The organism is Sphingobium sp. (assembly GCF_003248505.1).
Classification (GTDB): domain Bacteria; phylum Pseudomonadota; class Alphaproteobacteria; order Sphingomonadales; family Sphingomonadaceae; genus Sphingobium.
This window is the reverse complement of the sequence record NZ_QFOA01000023.1, coordinates 26396-41131: the sequence shown is the minus strand read 5'-3', so window position 1 is coordinate 41131 and position 14736 is coordinate 26396. Positions and strand designations below refer to the sequence as shown.

At 64.1% G+C, this 14736-nt stretch carries 17 protein-coding genes; 7 read left to right on the top strand and 10 right to left on the bottom strand.

Translation table 11 applies throughout. The features are described 5' to 3' along the window. Together DI606_RS09910 and DI606_RS09905 are read left to right on the top strand one after the other, a co-directional pair. The coding region (locus tag DI606_RS09910; protein ID WP_293982244.1) for an OmpA family protein at window positions 1-420 on the top strand (420 nt) is incomplete at its 5' end. 214 nt (window positions 421-634) lie between these two features. Continuing rightward, a complete protein-coding gene (locus DI606_RS09905; RefSeq protein ID WP_293982242.1) occupies window positions 635-1168 on the top strand; it encodes a superoxide dismutase family protein in 534 nt (177 codons plus the stop codon). Window positions 1169-1381: 213 nt separating this feature from the next. Here the strand turns inward: DI606_RS09905 and thpR are convergent, their stop codons facing one another. Further along, a complete protein-coding gene (gene thpR, locus DI606_RS09900) occupies window positions 1382-1942 on the bottom strand; it encodes an RNA 2',3'-cyclic phosphodiesterase (protein WP_293982241.1) in 561 nt (186 codons plus the stop codon). A 147-nt stretch (window positions 1943-2089) separates the two neighbouring features. On the opposite strand from thpR, the gene DI606_RS09895 reads away from it, so the two are divergent. Beyond that, window positions 2090-2836, top strand: coding sequence for a Bax inhibitor-1/YccA family protein (locus DI606_RS09895; protein WP_293982239.1), 747 nt, complete (start codon window positions 2090-2092; stop codon window positions 2834-2836). 78 nt (window positions 2837-2914) lie between these two features. Here the strand turns inward: DI606_RS09895 and DI606_RS09890 are convergent, their stop codons facing one another. Then, complete coding sequence (locus DI606_RS09890) at window positions 2915-3544, bottom strand: glutathione S-transferase family protein (protein ID WP_293982238.1); 630 nt, start codon at window positions 3542-3544, stop codon at window positions 2915-2917. A gap of 263 nt (window positions 3545-3807) precedes the next feature. Between DI606_RS09890 and DI606_RS09885 the strand changes: the two genes are divergently transcribed. From DI606_RS09885 to DI606_RS09870, 4 genes are read left to right on the top strand one after another with little or no spacing between them, the layout of a single operon-like run. Beyond that, complete coding sequence (locus tag DI606_RS09885; RefSeq protein ID WP_293982237.1) at window positions 3808-4521, top strand: VIT family protein; 714 nt, start codon at window positions 3808-3810, stop codon at window positions 4519-4521. A gap of 38 nt (window positions 4522-4559) precedes the next feature. Further along, window positions 4560-5105: a glutathione peroxidase gene (locus DI606_RS09880; protein WP_293982234.1), complete on the top strand. Its 546-nt coding sequence runs from the start codon at window positions 4560-4562 to the stop codon at window positions 5103-5105. Continuing rightward, window positions 5102-6427 carry a M20/M25/M40 family metallo-hydrolase gene (locus DI606_RS09875; protein ID WP_293982231.1) on the top strand — a complete coding sequence of 442 codons (1326 nt, stop codon included), beginning with the start codon at window positions 5102-5104 and terminating at the stop codon, window positions 6425-6427. Before DI606_RS09880 ends, DI606_RS09875 begins: the two co-directional genes overlap by 4 nt. A gap of 27 nt (window positions 6428-6454) precedes the next feature. Next, window positions 6455-7105, top strand: coding sequence for a trimeric intracellular cation channel family protein (locus tag DI606_RS09870; RefSeq protein ID WP_293982229.1), 651 nt, complete (start codon window positions 6455-6457; stop codon window positions 7103-7105). Between the two features lie 13 nt (window positions 7106-7118). On the opposite strand, the gene DI606_RS09865 is transcribed toward DI606_RS09870, so the two are convergent. The 8 genes from DI606_RS09865 to DI606_RS09830 all read right to left on the bottom strand — a co-directional run bounded on the left by DI606_RS09865 (window position 7119) and on the right by DI606_RS09830 (window position 14716). After that, window positions 7119-7535, bottom strand: coding sequence for a DUF2147 domain-containing protein (locus tag DI606_RS09865; RefSeq protein WP_293982226.1), 417 nt, complete (start codon window positions 7533-7535; stop codon window positions 7119-7121). 132 nt (window positions 7536-7667) lie between these two features. Beyond that, window positions 7668-8654 (bottom strand): type II secretion system F family protein, encoded by a 987-nt coding sequence (locus DI606_RS09860; protein ID WP_293982223.1) that lies wholly within the window; start codon window positions 8652-8654, stop codon window positions 7668-7670. Window positions 8655-8675: 21 nt separating this feature from the next. After that, window positions 8676-9674 (bottom strand): type II secretion system F family protein, encoded by a 999-nt coding sequence (locus tag DI606_RS09855; protein WP_293982220.1) that lies wholly within the window; start codon window positions 9672-9674, stop codon window positions 8676-8678. A 59-nt stretch (window positions 9675-9733) separates the two neighbouring features. Beyond that, window positions 9734-11014 (bottom strand): pilus assembly protein CpaE, encoded by a 1281-nt coding sequence (locus DI606_RS09850; protein WP_293982218.1) that lies wholly within the window; start codon window positions 11012-11014, stop codon window positions 9734-9736. A 1-nt stretch (window position 11015) separates the two neighbouring features. Continuing rightward, window positions 11016-11669 (bottom strand): CpaD family pilus assembly lipoprotein, encoded by a 654-nt coding sequence (locus DI606_RS09845; RefSeq protein WP_293982216.1) that lies wholly within the window; start codon window positions 11667-11669, stop codon window positions 11016-11018. Between the two features lie 16 nt (window positions 11670-11685). Further along, window positions 11686-13176: a type II and III secretion system protein family protein gene (locus DI606_RS09840; RefSeq protein WP_293982214.1), complete on the bottom strand. Its 1491-nt coding sequence runs from the start codon at window positions 13174-13176 to the stop codon at window positions 11686-11688. Between the two features lies 1 nt (window position 13177). Further along, window positions 13178-14191, bottom strand: coding sequence for a Flp pilus assembly protein CpaB (cpaB, locus tag DI606_RS09835; RefSeq protein WP_293982212.1), 1014 nt, complete (start codon window positions 14189-14191; stop codon window positions 13178-13180). 51 nt (window positions 14192-14242) lie between these two features. Continuing rightward, window positions 14243-14716: a prepilin peptidase gene (locus DI606_RS09830; RefSeq protein ID WP_293982210.1), complete on the bottom strand. Its 474-nt coding sequence runs from the start codon at window positions 14714-14716 to the stop codon at window positions 14243-14245. Between the last annotated feature and the right edge of the window lie 20 nt (window positions 14717-14736).

Sequence of the window (14736 nt, the reverse complement as noted above, 5' to 3'; positions counted from 1 at the left end):
CCCCCGCCGCCCCCGCCGCCCCCGCCGCCGCCCCCGCCGCCCCCGCCGCCCCCGCCGCCGGTTGCAGAGTGCAACCCCGGACCGTACATCGTGTTCTTCGAATGGGACAAGTCGGACATTACGCCTGACGCCGCCACCATTCTGGACAACGCGGTTTCGGCCTACAGCAGCTGCGGCAGCGCACAGGTCATGCTGGCGGGTCACGCGGACCGCTCGGGTTCGGCCTCGTACAACGTCGGCCTGTCTCAGCGTCGCGCTGACTCGGTCAAGGCCTATCTCGCTTCGAAGGGTATCCCTGACGGCGTGATGACCACCCAGGCGTTCGGTGAATCGCGTCCTCGCGTCGAAACCGCCGATGGCGTTCGCGAAGTCCAGAACCGTCGCGTGGAAATCAGCTACGGCCCCGGCGCGGGCATGTAAGCCGGTTTCCATTCTTCGGAATGGAACAGAAGAGGGGCTGGTCATTCGACCGGCCCCTTTTTCTTTGCTCCCCGTTCATGAGATCGAGCGGTAGAGCGATGGTGGACGAAGCGATATTCGGTTTCGGTGGCTCCTTTCTGGAACGATTCGCAGTCGCAACAAAATCGGGCCGTTGGCGTTATCTTCTCCAACTCGCCTTATACAGGAGCTTGCCATGACCCGTCTGCTGATTGCCGCCGCCCTCCCACTCGGTCTCGCGCTGGGAGGATGCGCTACCACCGCGCAGACGAAGGCAGCGCCGATGGCGACCGCCAAGTTGGCGGCGGGCGATGGCAGTGCGCGAGGGATGGCGACCGTGACGCAGGCGGCCGACGGATTGCATATCGTGGTGAATGCGACGGGGCTGACTCCGGGCATTCACGCGGTGCATATCCACACGACTGGGAAGTGCACAGGACCCGACTTCACCAGCGCGGGCGGGCATTGGAACCCCACCGCGCGCAAGCATGGCAAGGACAATCCCGCCGGTATGCATATGGGCGACATGCCCAATATGACGGTAGCGGCGGATGGCACGGGTTCCATCGAATATGAGATTCCCGGCGAGACGATCCAGGGCGGCGCGACGCCGCTGCTCGACGCGGACGGCGCGGCGGTGGTGATCCATGCGAAGCCCGATGACAATGTCAGCGATCCGGCGGGCAATGCTGGCGGCCGCGTCGCCTGCGGAGTGCTCACCTCGGCCTGATCGTGAGTTGCCGTTCACGTTTTTCGCGCGAAGGCCCTGCGTCGGGGAGTTTTGTCAAATCGGTGGCTTTTATGGCGTTGGCAGGCGCGAAAACCTTGCGCCTGTTTTTACCTCGCTGCGGATCCCAGTGCTGCCTCATAGACTGGGCGACTAAGGCGCGAGGGATGAGCGGCGTGGCACTTTGGCGCTGCGCGCATCCTGTTCGCCACGGCTTTACTGCAAGGGCGGCCTGGCATCGTCTCGGGTGCAGCGATATTCGGCGACAGCTTCGTACTGGGCGCCTGCATGGCCGATGCGGCTTTCGAACAGGGTGAACCGGTCGACGGGGAAAGACGTGCTCGATAGACTGCCGTGGCGAAGGAGAAACGGTGCGACCATCCCGCCGCTTCGACCGAAGCGGGCGAGCGTGATGTGGGGTAGGTAAGCCCGGCCTTCGGGCGGCAGGCCGGTCGCCACGCAGGCGCGGTCGATCTTTCGGTGGAGATGGGCGAGCGGATCGCGCGGCTGAACTCCCGCCCAGAGCGTGTCGACGACGCCCCTGCGATCGAACTGGCCGACGCCATGCAACCGGATATCGAAGGGGGCGAAACGCACATTGGCGAGTGCGGCGGCTATATCCTCGGCGATGCGGCGATCCACTTCCCCGACAAAGCGCAGCGTCAGGTGCAATTGTTCGTCATCCTGCCAGCGCGCGCCTTCGACGCCTTCCATCAGGTCGAGCAATTGGCTCCGCAACGTGGCGGGCGGTCGGATCGCGACGAAGAGGCGGTGCATGATCGTCCCTATAGGTTCGGTGGACGATGGCCGCCACAGATTAGCATATTGTCATCATTCAGCAACACGGCGCACTCTTGAAGTCGGGGCCGGATAGAGCGATAATATAGCTACCGGTTTGATATGCCGGCAAAGGAGATGAATTTCATGGCCAACTGGTCCGATCCCCGTTCCGGCACGCAAACCCGCATTCCGGGTTTTGGCGGAACAACCGCCGCGCGCGGCGAGGCGTTCGACGCCGGGCTGCGCCGCTACATGCTGTCGGTCTACAATTATATGGCGAGCGGCGTGCTGCTGACCGGCATCGTCGCGCTGCTGTTTGCGTCGAGCGGCCTTGCCTATCAAGTGCTGGCCGGTCCCGGCATCCTCAAATATGTCATCATGTTCGCTCCGCTGGTATTCGTGATGGTGTTGAGCTTCGGCATCAACCGGCTGTCGACCGCAACGGCGCAGGCTTTGTTCTGGGCCTATTCCGCGGTGATGGGCCTGTCGCTCTCGTCGATCTTCCTCGTCTACACGGGCACGTCGATCGCACAGACCTTCTTTGCGACGGCTGCGGCGTTTGCGGGGCTCAGCCTCTTTGGCTACACCACCAAGAAGGATTTGTCAGGTTTCGGCACGTTCCTGATCATGGGCGTGGTGGGCTTGCTGGTTGCCAGCCTCATCAACCTCTTCCTGCGGTCGAGCGCGATGGATCTGGTCATCAGCGGCGTGGGCGTCCTGCTGTTCGCGGGTCTGACCGCCTATGACACGCAGAAGATCAAGAGCATCTACGCGCACGTCGCCGGCACGGACATGATGGGCAAGTCGGTGGTGATGGGGGCGCTGAACCTCTATCTCGACTTCATCAACATGTTCCTGTTCCTGCTGCGTCTGTTCGGCGACCGCCGCTGATCCCGACGCGGATATACAAAACAGGGCCCGGGGGAGCGATCCATCGGGCCCTTTGCTATGCGACCGGGGCGGCGCGGTTCAGGTTTCGGCCTGCATTTGCACGATGAGTGCGTTGTCCAGATCCTTCTGCCGTTTATAGGCGGGGCGATTCCGCAGGCGGGCGGCGTAGGCCTCGAACGAGGGGCGGGACGGGATCGTCTTGAAGGCCAACCCCCAATCGACCTGTGCGCCAACATAGACGTCGGCAGCGGTGAATCGGTCGCCGCAAATCCATGCGTCGCCCGATACCGCCTGTTCGAGTGCGGCGATGGAGTTGTCGAAACTGCCATAACCCGCCATCCTCTCACGCCCATCAGGCACAATGAAGCCGAGCGCGCGATTGGTGACGGCGGCTTCCACCGGCCCCGCGGCAAAAAAGAGCCAGCGATAATAAGCATGCCGCCGGTCGACCGGCGGGGCGAGTCCGGCGTCGGGGAACGCATCCGCCAGATAGGCGCAGATGGCGGCGGCTTCGGTGACGATCTCGCCGCGATGCATGATCGCAGGAACTTTGCCCATGGGATTGATCGCGCGATAGGCGTCCGCTTTCATCGCGCCTTCATAGTCGAGCACAACGACCTCATAGGGTTGGCCCACTTCCTCCAGCATCCAGCGGGCGATCTGCCCTCGTGACATGGGGTTGGTGTAGAGCGTGAGATCGGCGGGCATCGGCTTCTCCCTTTCATTTTCATGCGCGGCGTGGCGAACCGGGTCGGGCGCGTTTGCCGATGATCGCACCGTATACAGAAAATCGGCGCCACTATCCAACGTGCGATCGCGTCCGGCAGGCGCAAGCGTTTCCGACGCTCACGCCGCAATCGTGAAGAGGGGCGTTCGTAGGCGACTGCGCCTTTCGCCACGGCGTGTGGCGGCATGGCCCCTCGACTTCGCACGGGACGGCGCGATAGGAGGGCAATTGACAGGAGCCTGCCATGGATCGAGACGACCCCGACGCCCAGCCGCATCACGCGGTCCATTATGTAAATCGTATCGGCTGGCTACGCGCGTCGGTGCTGGGCGCCAATGACGGGATCGTGTCGACCGCAAGCCTGATGACCGGCATTGCTGCCTCCGGCGCCGGTGGCCAATCGGTGCTGGTCGCGGGCATCGCGGCGCTGGTGGCAGGCGCGATGTCGATGGCGGCGGGCGAATATGTGTCGGTCAGCGCACAGGCGGATACGGAGCGCGCGGACCTGGCGAAGGAGCGGGCGGCGTTGGTGACGCAGCCGCATGCGGAATGGGCGGAACTGCGCGACATCTATGTGGTGCGCGGCCTGACGCACGATCTGGCGGGTAAAGTGGCGCAGCAGTTGATGGCCGCCGACGCGCTGGGCGCCCATGCCCGCGATGAACTGGGCATTTCGGAGATTGCGACCGCGCGGCCGGTGCAGGCGGCGCTGGCGTCGGCGGCGAGCTTTGCGACAGGGGCCGCTCCGCCGGTCCTGGCGGCCGGGCTTGCCCCGGTAGGCGGCGGAGTGACGGCGATCGTGGCGGTATGCCTGCTGTGCCTCGCGCTGTTGGGGTTTGCCGGCGCCAGGCTGGGCGGGGCGCGGCCCTTTCCCTCTATCGCGCGCACCCTGTTCTGGGGAGCGCTTGCGATGGGCGTGACGGCAGGCACGGGACATCTGTTCGGGGCGGCCATTTGATGCCAAGGTCCGGGCACAAACGATTCTTGGAGACAGAGATGACCGATATCCAGAATATACCGCTCAAGACTATCAAGGGGGTGGATGCCAGCCTGGCCGACTATGCAGGTAAGGTGGTGCTGGTTGTGAACGTCGCATCGAAATGTGGACTGACCCCGCAATATGAGGGGCTGGAAAAGCTCTATGCCGCATATCGCGAGAAGGGGCTGGTCGTCGCCGGTTTCCCCGCCAACGATTTTGGTGCGCAGGAACCCGGGAGCAACGACGATATCGCGACATTCTGCACCACCAATTTCGGCGTCGATTTCCCGATGTTCGAAAAAATCGTGGTGACAGGGCCGGACAAGCATCCGCTTTATGCCGCGCTGACCAGCGCCGTGCCCGATGCGCAGGGCGAGGGCGGGGCGTTCCGCGAGAAGCTCATCGGCTACGGCATCACGCCCGGCGATGCGCCCGAAGTGCTGTGGAATTTCGAGAAGTTCCTGATCGGCAAGGATGGCGCGGTGAAAGCGCGCTTCGCCCCGACGACGGCACCTGACGACCCCGCTTTGGTGGCGGCCATCGAAGCGGAACTCAAGGCATGATGCGAGCGCTGGCGATCGGTGCGCTGCTCCTCGGCCCGGTGCCGGTGGCGCAGGCGGCGCTTTCGCCAGCGGAGCGGACCATGGCGGCGCGGGTCGAGGCGGGATACGAACCCTCGATCGCGCTGCTCGAAAAGCTGGTGAACCAGAATAGCGGCTCCATGAACCTCGCGGGCGTGAAAGCGGTGGCTGACATGTTGCGTCCGCAGTTCGAGGCGCTGGGCTTTACGGTGACGTGGAAGCCGATGGACGCGGCGAAGCGGTCCGGACATCTAATCGCGGTGCACAAGGGAAAGCCCGGCACGACGAAGGTGCTGCTAATCGGCCATCTCGACACGGTGTTCGAGCGGGATTCGCCGTTCCAGACATTTGCGCGCGAACGCGATGCGACTGGCGGAGACTGGGCGCGCGGACCCGGCGTCGCGGACGACAAGGGTGGGGTGGTGACCATGCTGCTGGCGCTTCAGGCGATGCAGGCGGCGGGAACGCTGAAAAATGCCAATGTCGAAATCGTCCTGACGGGCGATGAGGAAGATTCGGGCGAGCCCATCGCGGTGGCGCGCGCCGACCTGATCGAGGCCGGAAAGCGCGCCGATGTGGCGCTCGATTTCGAGGGGCTTTCGCAGGAGGGCGGCAAGGACATGGGGTCGATCGCGCGGCGGTCCTCCAACAGCTGGACGCTGACGACCACCGGCAAGTCCGGACACAGCTCGGGCATCTTTTCGGCCAGTGCGGGGGACGGCGCGATCTACGAACTGGCGCGGATCGTGACCAGCTTTCGCAGGGAATTGCCCGAACCCAACCTGACCTTCAACGTTGGGCTGATCGGCGGCGGGCAGAGCGCGGACGTGGACAAGGACGGCGTGCGCATCGCCGTGACGGGCAAAACCAATATCATTCCGCCGGTGGCGGTCGCGAAGGGCGATTTCCGCACGTTGAGCGAGGAACAGACTCAGCGAGTGCGGGCTAAAATGCAAGCGATCGTCGAAACCGGGCACCTGCCCGGCACGTCCGCCACCATCGCGTTCGACATGGGCTATCCGTCGATGGCACCGACGGACGGAAACCGCGCGCTGCTGACGAAGCTCAACGGCGTCAACCGGGATCTGGGCCTGGCCGACATGCCCGCGCTCGATCCGCTCAAGCGCGGGGCGGGGGACATCAGTTTCGTCGCGCGCGATACCGATGGCTTGGTGGGATTGGGCCTGGCGTCGACCGGCGACCACAGCCCGGCGGAAAAGGCAGACCTCACGACGATGAAACGGCAGGCGAAGCGCGCGGCGGTCCTGATGAGCCGGCTGGCGGCGGAGAAGGGGCGAAAGTGATCGACGCGCCCGTGCAGGCCTGACGCGGTGCTGCCGCCTACGCCTTCTCTCGCCACGACGATCGGTCCGGTGCTCGAAACGCTGAGCATCGTCGGGACATTCGTGTTCGCAGCGTCGGGCGCGCTGGCGGCGGCGCGGCTGGGGCAGACGCTGGTGACCTTTGCCTTTTTCGCGCTGGTGACGGGCGTGGGAGGCGGAACGGTTCGCGACCTCCTGATCGGCGCGCCGGTGTTCTGGGTTGTGGACGCGGTGCCCGCCATTGCCTGCGTTTCCGCTGCGCTGATCGTCTGGTACACGCCGCGCCGGTGGTGGAGCGAGCGAGCGCTGGACTGGCTGGACGCGATCGGACTGGCGGCTTTTGCCGTGTTCGGCGCGGCCAAGGCGATGAGCTTCGGTGTTCCGCCCTTCGTCGCCGGTATCATGGGCGTCGTCACCGGATGCGTCGGCGGCATCATGCGCGATCTGCTGGCGGGCGAGCCATCGATCCTGCTACGGCCCGAGCTATACGTGACGGCAGCGGTATTTGCCTCGGGCTCGTTCGTTGCGCTGCGCTGGCTGGGACTGGAGGTGCCGGTGGCGGGTGTTCTGGCGGCGCTCTTCGGCTTCGGGCTGCGCGCCGTGGCAATCCGGCGGGGCTTGGCACTGCCCCCCTATCGCGACCGGGAAATGCCGCGATAGGGGAGACGCGGGCTCAGCGAACGGGCGTCCAGGTCTGCGTCTTGCAGAAGAAGGCGATGCACCCCTGCACCTTGAGCGTGCCGTTGGCGTTTCGGCTGACCTTCGAACTGTAGCTCTTGCCGCTTTCCGGGTCATAGATCGTGCCCTTCCACAGGTCGCCCGCTTCCTCGAAGCCCGAAAGCAGGGCAAGCCCGACAAGCGGTTTGGAACGCAGCGCGGCTTCGGGGTTCTTGATATCGGTCTGCGGACGACCGGGGGTGGGCTTCACCACCTTCTCGATCCGGCCGCATAATTGTTTTCCACAGGGGGCGATCTGCACGATGGCCTTGCCGTCCACGGTGGCCCAACGCCCGGTGATGGGCTGGGCGGCCTGAGCGGGGAGGGCGGCAGCGGCGGCAAAAGTGGCAGCGGCGATGGCGAGGCTTTTCATGCGATCCTTCTCTTCTGACTGTTATGCGCAAAAGATAGGCATGAAAAAACCCGCCTGCCAGCGTCAAATGCAGGCGCCGCGGGATGTGGAGGGGCGGACGCTACGGCAGCGCCCGCCTCCTCTTTCCACTTTTTAGAAGGCGGTTGAGATCGAGCAGGCCGCCGGTCCCAGGATGACGACGAACAGCACCGGCAGAATGAAGAGAATCAGCGGGACCGTCATGATCGCAGGCAGGCGCGCGGCCTTTTCTTCCGCCCGCATCATACGTTCGTGGCGGAATTCGGCGGACAGCACACGCAGCGCCGAGGCGAGCGGAGTTCCGTATTTTTCCGTCTGGATCATGGTGGTGACCACGCCGCGGATCGCGTCCAGCTTGACGCGAGAAGCGAGGTTTTCGAACGCCATCCGTCGCTCGGTGAGAAAGCTCAGTTCAATGGCAGTCAGCTGGAACTCGTCGCCCAGTTCGGGGTAGGCCTTGCCCAGTTCACGCGACACGCGGGCAAAGGCTGAGTCTACGGTGAGGCCCGCTTCGGCGCAGATGACGAGCAGGTCGAGCGCGTCGGGCAGCCCCTTGCGAATGGCGGCCGAGCGTTTCTGAACCTTGTTGTCGATGAAGATGTCAGGCGCCTTGTAGGCGAGCAGCAGCGTGATCGCGAAGGCGAAGAAGCGCTTCATCGGCCCCCACTCGGGCTGGATGCCGACGGCATAGAGCAGCAGCGCCGCTGCGCCGCCGATGACGATGGGCATGATCATGCGCCCGAAGATGACGGCGACGGCCAGGTCCTTAGACCGGATGCCCGCTTGCGCCAGGCGAATCTGCGCGTCCTTGAGCTGATCGTCCTGCAATACTTTGAGGCTGGAGAGGAAGGACCGCATATGGTCCGTCGTCTGGTTTTTCTGAACCAGTTTCGCGCGGCGTTTGGCGGTGGATGCGGTGATGCCCGCCTTGAGCTGTTCGCGCCGTTCGTTGAGAGCTTTCACGCGCTTGGTCATGGGGTCGCGTACCGTCATGACCGTGTAGAGTGCGAACAGCACCGCCAGAGTCGCGAGAGCCGCCAGCAACGTTCCGAAATCCGTGGCTGTCATTCCGAAGAGAGTGCCGTGCGCTGGGGCGTCCATGATCTTATTTCCCTCTCGCCGTCAGATTTCGAAGTTGACCATCTGGGCCATGATAAACGCGCCGATAGCCATCCAGCACAAGCCGCCGATGCCGATGACCTGCATGAGGCTAAGGCCAAATATTCCCGCCGGATCAGGCGTGAAGAAGGGCGACATATAGTTGTAGTTGATGTAGCAGATCATGCCGAACACAAGGAACGGCAGCACGCCGATGATGTAGGCGGACGCCTTCGATTCCGACGACATGGCGCGAATCTTGAGCTTCATCTGCGCGCGCTGGCGCAGCACGTTGGCAAGGTTCGAAAGCGTTTCGGCGAGATTACCGCCGGTTTCGCGCTGGATCGACAGCGTGATCACGAAGAACTGGAATTCCGGCGTGCCAAGGCGATCGGCCGTTTCCTGAAGCGCCTGCTCCATCGTCTTGCCGATCTTGATGCGTTCGGTGATGAGCTTGAACTCGTCGCCCACGGGACCTGGTATCTCGCTAGATACGATGCCCAGCGTCTCGGCAATGGGGAGGCCCGAGCGCAAACCGCGCGTCAGGAGGTCGAGCGCATCTGGGAATTTGACGGTGAAGGCGTGGACGCGCTTCTTGATGAGCCTGCCGACCCACCAGTGCGGCAGGCCAAGCCCCGCCGCCGCGCCGAACATCAGCGCGAACAGGAAGGGAAAGCCACGCAGTTCGAGCAATGCGACGACGAACAGGAACAAGCCCGCGCTCGCCGTCATATATTGGCTCAAAGTCCACTTCTTGCCCGTCATCCGTAGCCGTTTGGCGAGATTGTCGGGGTTGGGGATCAGCGATACCAGCATCTTCGCCTCGACGGCGGTGGTCCGGTTCGAAATCGCCCTGCGCATCCGCGCTTCGAGCAGGGCGTCGGTGGATTCACCGTGACGCCCGCGAATATTGGCGACACGCCGCTTGCGTGCCTTGTCCGGCGAAGGCCCGGCAAAGGCGACCACGGCGAGACCCGTCAGGGTCGCCACCAGCAGCATGATCAGAACGAAATTGCTGTCCATCGCTTTGCCTTATGCACGTCGGGGAAAGGACGAGCGCCGCCACGGGGCGACGCGCGCCGTCAGTCCGCCTGCGCCGCCTTTTCCTTGCGGCGCGAGGGGATCATCGCCTTGAAATCGATCTTGCCGAGCAGGGACTGCCCTTTCTTGCCGCTCTTGCCCGACGTCTCGTCATCCGGCTGCGCCGCGCCCAGCGCCTGTTCCATCATCGCGTTGAAGGCCGCGCCGACCTTGGCGCCCTTCGCCGCTTCGGCCATCGTCTTGCCGAGCTTGGCCGCTTGGGACGCGACGCGCAGATCGAAGGGGACGAGCACGTCCACCTTGCGTTCGATCGACTGTTCGAAATCCTTGCGGCTGATTTCCGGCGATCCGGTGTGCACCCGGTTTGCGACCACCAGCACGCGCGTCTGCGGCGCGTTGGTTTTAAGCCATGATAGGATACGGATCGTGTCGCGCGCGGCAGCCAGCGTCAGGTCGGACACAACCAGCGTGACGTTCACATCCGTCATCAAATGCGGATGCTGGATCAGCATGTTGCGGGGCAGGTCGATGATGCTGCATTCGAAGGCGGCGCGGAATTCCTCCAGCAACTGGTAGAACGCGCCGCCATCGGTCATCATCGGTTGGCTGATCGGCGCTTCGGCAGAGAGGATCGCCAGCGTGTCGCTGGCCCGTACCATCGCGCGTTCGATAAAAAGGCCGTCGATGCGGCTGGGATTCTCGATCGCATCGGTGAGCCCGCGCCCCGGCTCCAGGTCCATGGCGAGTGCGTTGGTGCCGAAATGCACATCGAGATCGAGCAGCGCGGTCGGGCGCTTCTTCTTTTCCGATAGCAGCCAGGCGAGCGAGGTCGCGACGCTGGAAGCGCCCACGCCGCCGCGCGTGCCGATGACGGCGACGGTGCAGTGGGGATGCTCCGGCGCAGTATCGCGAGGCGCCATGAAGACTGCCTGCGCCTGAACCAGCGCTTCGCGCAACTGGTCCGCACCGAAGGGCTTGAGCAGATAGTCCTGAATGCCGCTCGCGATGAGATCGCGATAGAGGCGCACGTCATTGACCTGGCCCGAAGCGATCACCACCGTGCCGGGTTCGCAAACCTCGGCAAGGCTGTTGATGTCGTTGAGCGGGTCCCCGCTTTCGGACATGTCGATGAAGAGAATCTGCGGGGACGCGGTGATCGACAGGCTCTGGACCGCATTGCGCATCCCGCCCTTGTTCACCTTTTCCGGTGCCCAGCCCAATTCTGCCACGACCGCACGAAGGAGGTCGAAGCTGTGGTCGTCGCAGACATAGGCGTGGAAGGGGTCGCGCTGTCCAATACCCGGTTTCCAGGGTGCGTTCATCTTACTGGCCTCCCAACTGCTTAAGATCGCCCGCGCCCGTAGGCTTCTTGTCGCGATAGGTGGAAATGGCCCGGTTCGACGTGGCAGTGCGCAGGTCGCTTTCGCTGCCCTGGCCGCGTACGAGGTCTTCGGGATCGGCCACCATGGCGGCCCAGTTGCTGTTGACGCCGCAGCCGAAGTTGGACGTTCCGCTCAACGTATCGTTGGTTTCGGCTTGTTCGCTCCAGTCCGGGCAGCCCGGCACGCGCGCGGTGGCGCGGCGCACGATGAGGCGGACGCTCCCGGCAGGAGCCTGCCCGGCAGCCGCAGAGCTGTCTTCGCCGATCAGCAGGCCGTGGCGGGCCGTCACGTCTGCGATGCCCTCGCGCGCGGCGGGATCGACGTAGGAAGTGTCGCCCGCGATCGCGATCTGGTCGCCATATCCAAGGTCGATGGAGCGGAACCAGTCTTCCAGCCGAATGGCTTCGGCAGGCGACAGCCCACCCATGCCCGCCTGCACGTCGAAGGTATAAAGGCTGTGGCTCACGACCGGCTGGTGAACTGAATCGACGCTGCGGTTGGTGCGACCGCGCGCTTCGGCGTGCGCGGGTACGAGGATGATCGCCAGCGCGGTGAGCGCCGGGGCAGCGAGACGGATGGGAAAGCGTGTGGTCATGGGAGTGATCCTTCCGTCAGAAGCTGAAGCCGGGGGCGGGGGCCGCCGACTTGCCGTCGCCGCGCGGGGCGGGAGCGGGAGCGGTCGCGGGCGGAGGCGATCCGGGCGTGCGACGCGGCTGTTGTGGGCGAGCGCCGCTAACGCCGTCATTGCCGACCTGGCCCACAAGGCCCTGCGCGATGGTAGCGTTTCGGAAGCCATCGGTGGGTAGGCGCACGTCCGACGCATTAATCGGGCGCACCAGATAAGGCGTTACTACAATGACTAGCTCGGACTCGTTGCGCTGGAACTTGCGCGACTTGAAAAGGCTGCCCAACACCGGCACGTCGCCTAAAAAGGGCGTCTTGTTGACCGTGTTGGATGTTTCGTTGTTCAACAATCCCGCGATCATGAAAGCTTGGCCGGAGCCGAGTTCCACGGTCGTTTCTGCGGTGCGGCTCTTAAGTGCCGGAACACTGGCGTTCAGCGTAAAGTCAAGGCTGGACACCGTGGGACGGACGCGAAGCGAGATGCGACCATCCGACAACACGGTGGGGGTGAACGCCAGCTGTACCCCATATTGCTTGAATTCTATGCTGTTGCCCTGCGTACCGTTGCTGACAGTATAGGGGTATTCACCACCTGCGAGGAAGCTGGCGGTCTCGCCCGAGAGCGAAGTCAGGTTCGGCTGCGCCAGCGTCGTAGCAAGGCCGCTGCTTTCGGCCAAGTCGAGCGCTGCGGCAACATCCATGCCCAGTAGTTTGGCAACGAAGCCCAACGAGGTAGTGCCATCGGTCGGGCTGTTGAACACCCACGACCTTGAGATATTATCGGTCGGTGCCCCGCCGCCCGTATTTGTCTGGAACGCCCGGTCGGCGCGGTTGACATAGCCGCTGAAACTGCCCGTTCCGGTGCCCAGGCCAGTGATGTTCATGCCGATCTTGTGGCCCACATCCTTGCTGACTTCGGCGATCTTGACCTGCAACATCACCTGAAGCGGGGTTGCCATCCGCAGGCGGCTGACCACGGTCACGTCCTTGCCGACGAAGGCCTGCGTCAGCCGTTCGGCTTCGGCCGCGTCTTCGGGCGCCTTGATCGTGCCGGTGAGCAGCACCATGCCGTTCATCTTGTTCACTGCGATGCTTGCGTCCGGCATGGCCAAGCGCAGCATGTCGTCGATGCTGGTCAGGTTGTTCCCGACGCGGACGGTGCCCGAAAACAGAACCTTGCCGTTCTTGGCAGTCACGAAGATGGTGCTTTCGCCAGGCTTCTTGGCGATGATGTAGAGTTGGTTTTGCGAACGGACATAGGCGTCGGCGACATCGGGGTTGCCGATCACTACGTCCGACATCGGCGCGGAGAGGTTGACGACCCGGCTGCCGCCCGCGGACATCAGGATCGCATTGTCCTGCTGCGCCGAGGGCGCGGCGTTGAGGGCCGATGTCGGAACGGCGACCGCCGCGACCGCAAGGCCCAGCGCGATTGCCGGAGCGGCAAGGCGCGTGGAGCGATGATGCAAGCTCTTCATCTTACTTACCCCCGACCGGAACCAGGGTCACGTCGGTGGCACGCGCCACCTTGACCACGGGTCCGCTGATGGCGCTGGCCGGTGCGACGGCACCCGGCTGGCCGTTGAGCGATTGCGGCACGGTGTCCGCCTTGGCGGGGACGGTGCTGCGCTGGTAGCGCGATACGTCCGCGCCCGTCGAATAGGTGGTGCCGCGATCGACGGGGCGAGCGGCGATCTTGGCCAACACCGCCTTTTCCGCCTTGGGATTGCCGACAGTGGCAAGGTCGACATCGGTGCCGGCGATTGCCGCGTCGAGATCGGATGAGGTGTCGGCGATCGAGCGGAGCGACATGGACAGCGAACCGATGGTCTGCGCCACGGCGATCTTTTCGGCGATCTTGGGCGTCACTTCGATAGTGACGTTGGAGAAAGTTTTGACCTCGGGCTTGCCGTCCTCGCCCATCGCATCCATGCGCTGGTCGGTGGCCAGGACGCGCAGGTTGCGAAGGATGGTCTCCGATACCTTGAGCGGATCGCCGTCGCCGCCGCCCGAAACGCTCTGCGTCAGGACGAGGTCGATGCGGTCGCCGGGAAACACGAAGCCCGCGACCGAAGACTGGGCGGTGACCGGCACAGTCACGGCGCGCATTCCCGCGCCGAGGGCGGCGGCGAGGAAGCCGCGCTCGCCCGGTTTTACCAGAGCGCCCTGCGTCAGCGGCTGTCCGGCGGTGATCGCGGTGCGGACCACGCTGCCGGCGAGTTTGGCGGGATCGGCCTGACCCTGGATATAATAGGCCTGTTCGACCAGATCCTGCGGCCAGGGCTGAAAGCGGAAGCTTTCCGCGTCGAGGATCGTGCCCACGGGCAGAGCCTTGGTAGCGACGAGGACGTGAGGCTGATTGGCCTCGACCGGCATGGCGGCCGCGTTGACTTGCGGCGTGCTCGCTGAATTCAGCATGTTGCGTGCAAGCAGAGCTGTAGTGACCGCTATGATCAGCGCGCCAGCAAGCAGCACGATCTTCTTAGCATCCATGACGAAATTCGCCTCCCTCAAGTGGGTACATGTGCCCCATGACCCTACTCATTACGCAAAATGGTTAAGATATCGTTCGCCAATCACCCAGAGACCGGCCAGCGAGATGGCGACGCCATAGGGGATTTCGGGTTGTCCTTCCCGATGGCGCAGCTTGTGGTCGATGACGGTCGCGATAGTGACCCCGCCGCCCGCGATCGCCATCAGCACGATCAGCGACAGGAGGACAGGCCACGGAAACCAGAGCGCAAGCGCGCCCAGTAGCTTCACATCGCCGCCGCCCATCAAGCCGAAGGCAAAGAGCGCCGCGAACGCCGCAAAAACGATGACGCCCAGCAGCAGTTGCAGCGCCGCCCCCGGCCAGAGCGGCAGCCCACTTGCGATCCACCAAAGCGGCGCAAGCGTGGCGATGGCCAGATTCAGCCGGTTCGATATGATACGCGATCGCAGATCGGTGACGGCTGCCCAGATCAGCAGCGCGCCAAGAGCGCTCATCAGCGCGACCCTGAAAAATTCCCCGGACATGGGGGCTATGCCCTAGACCA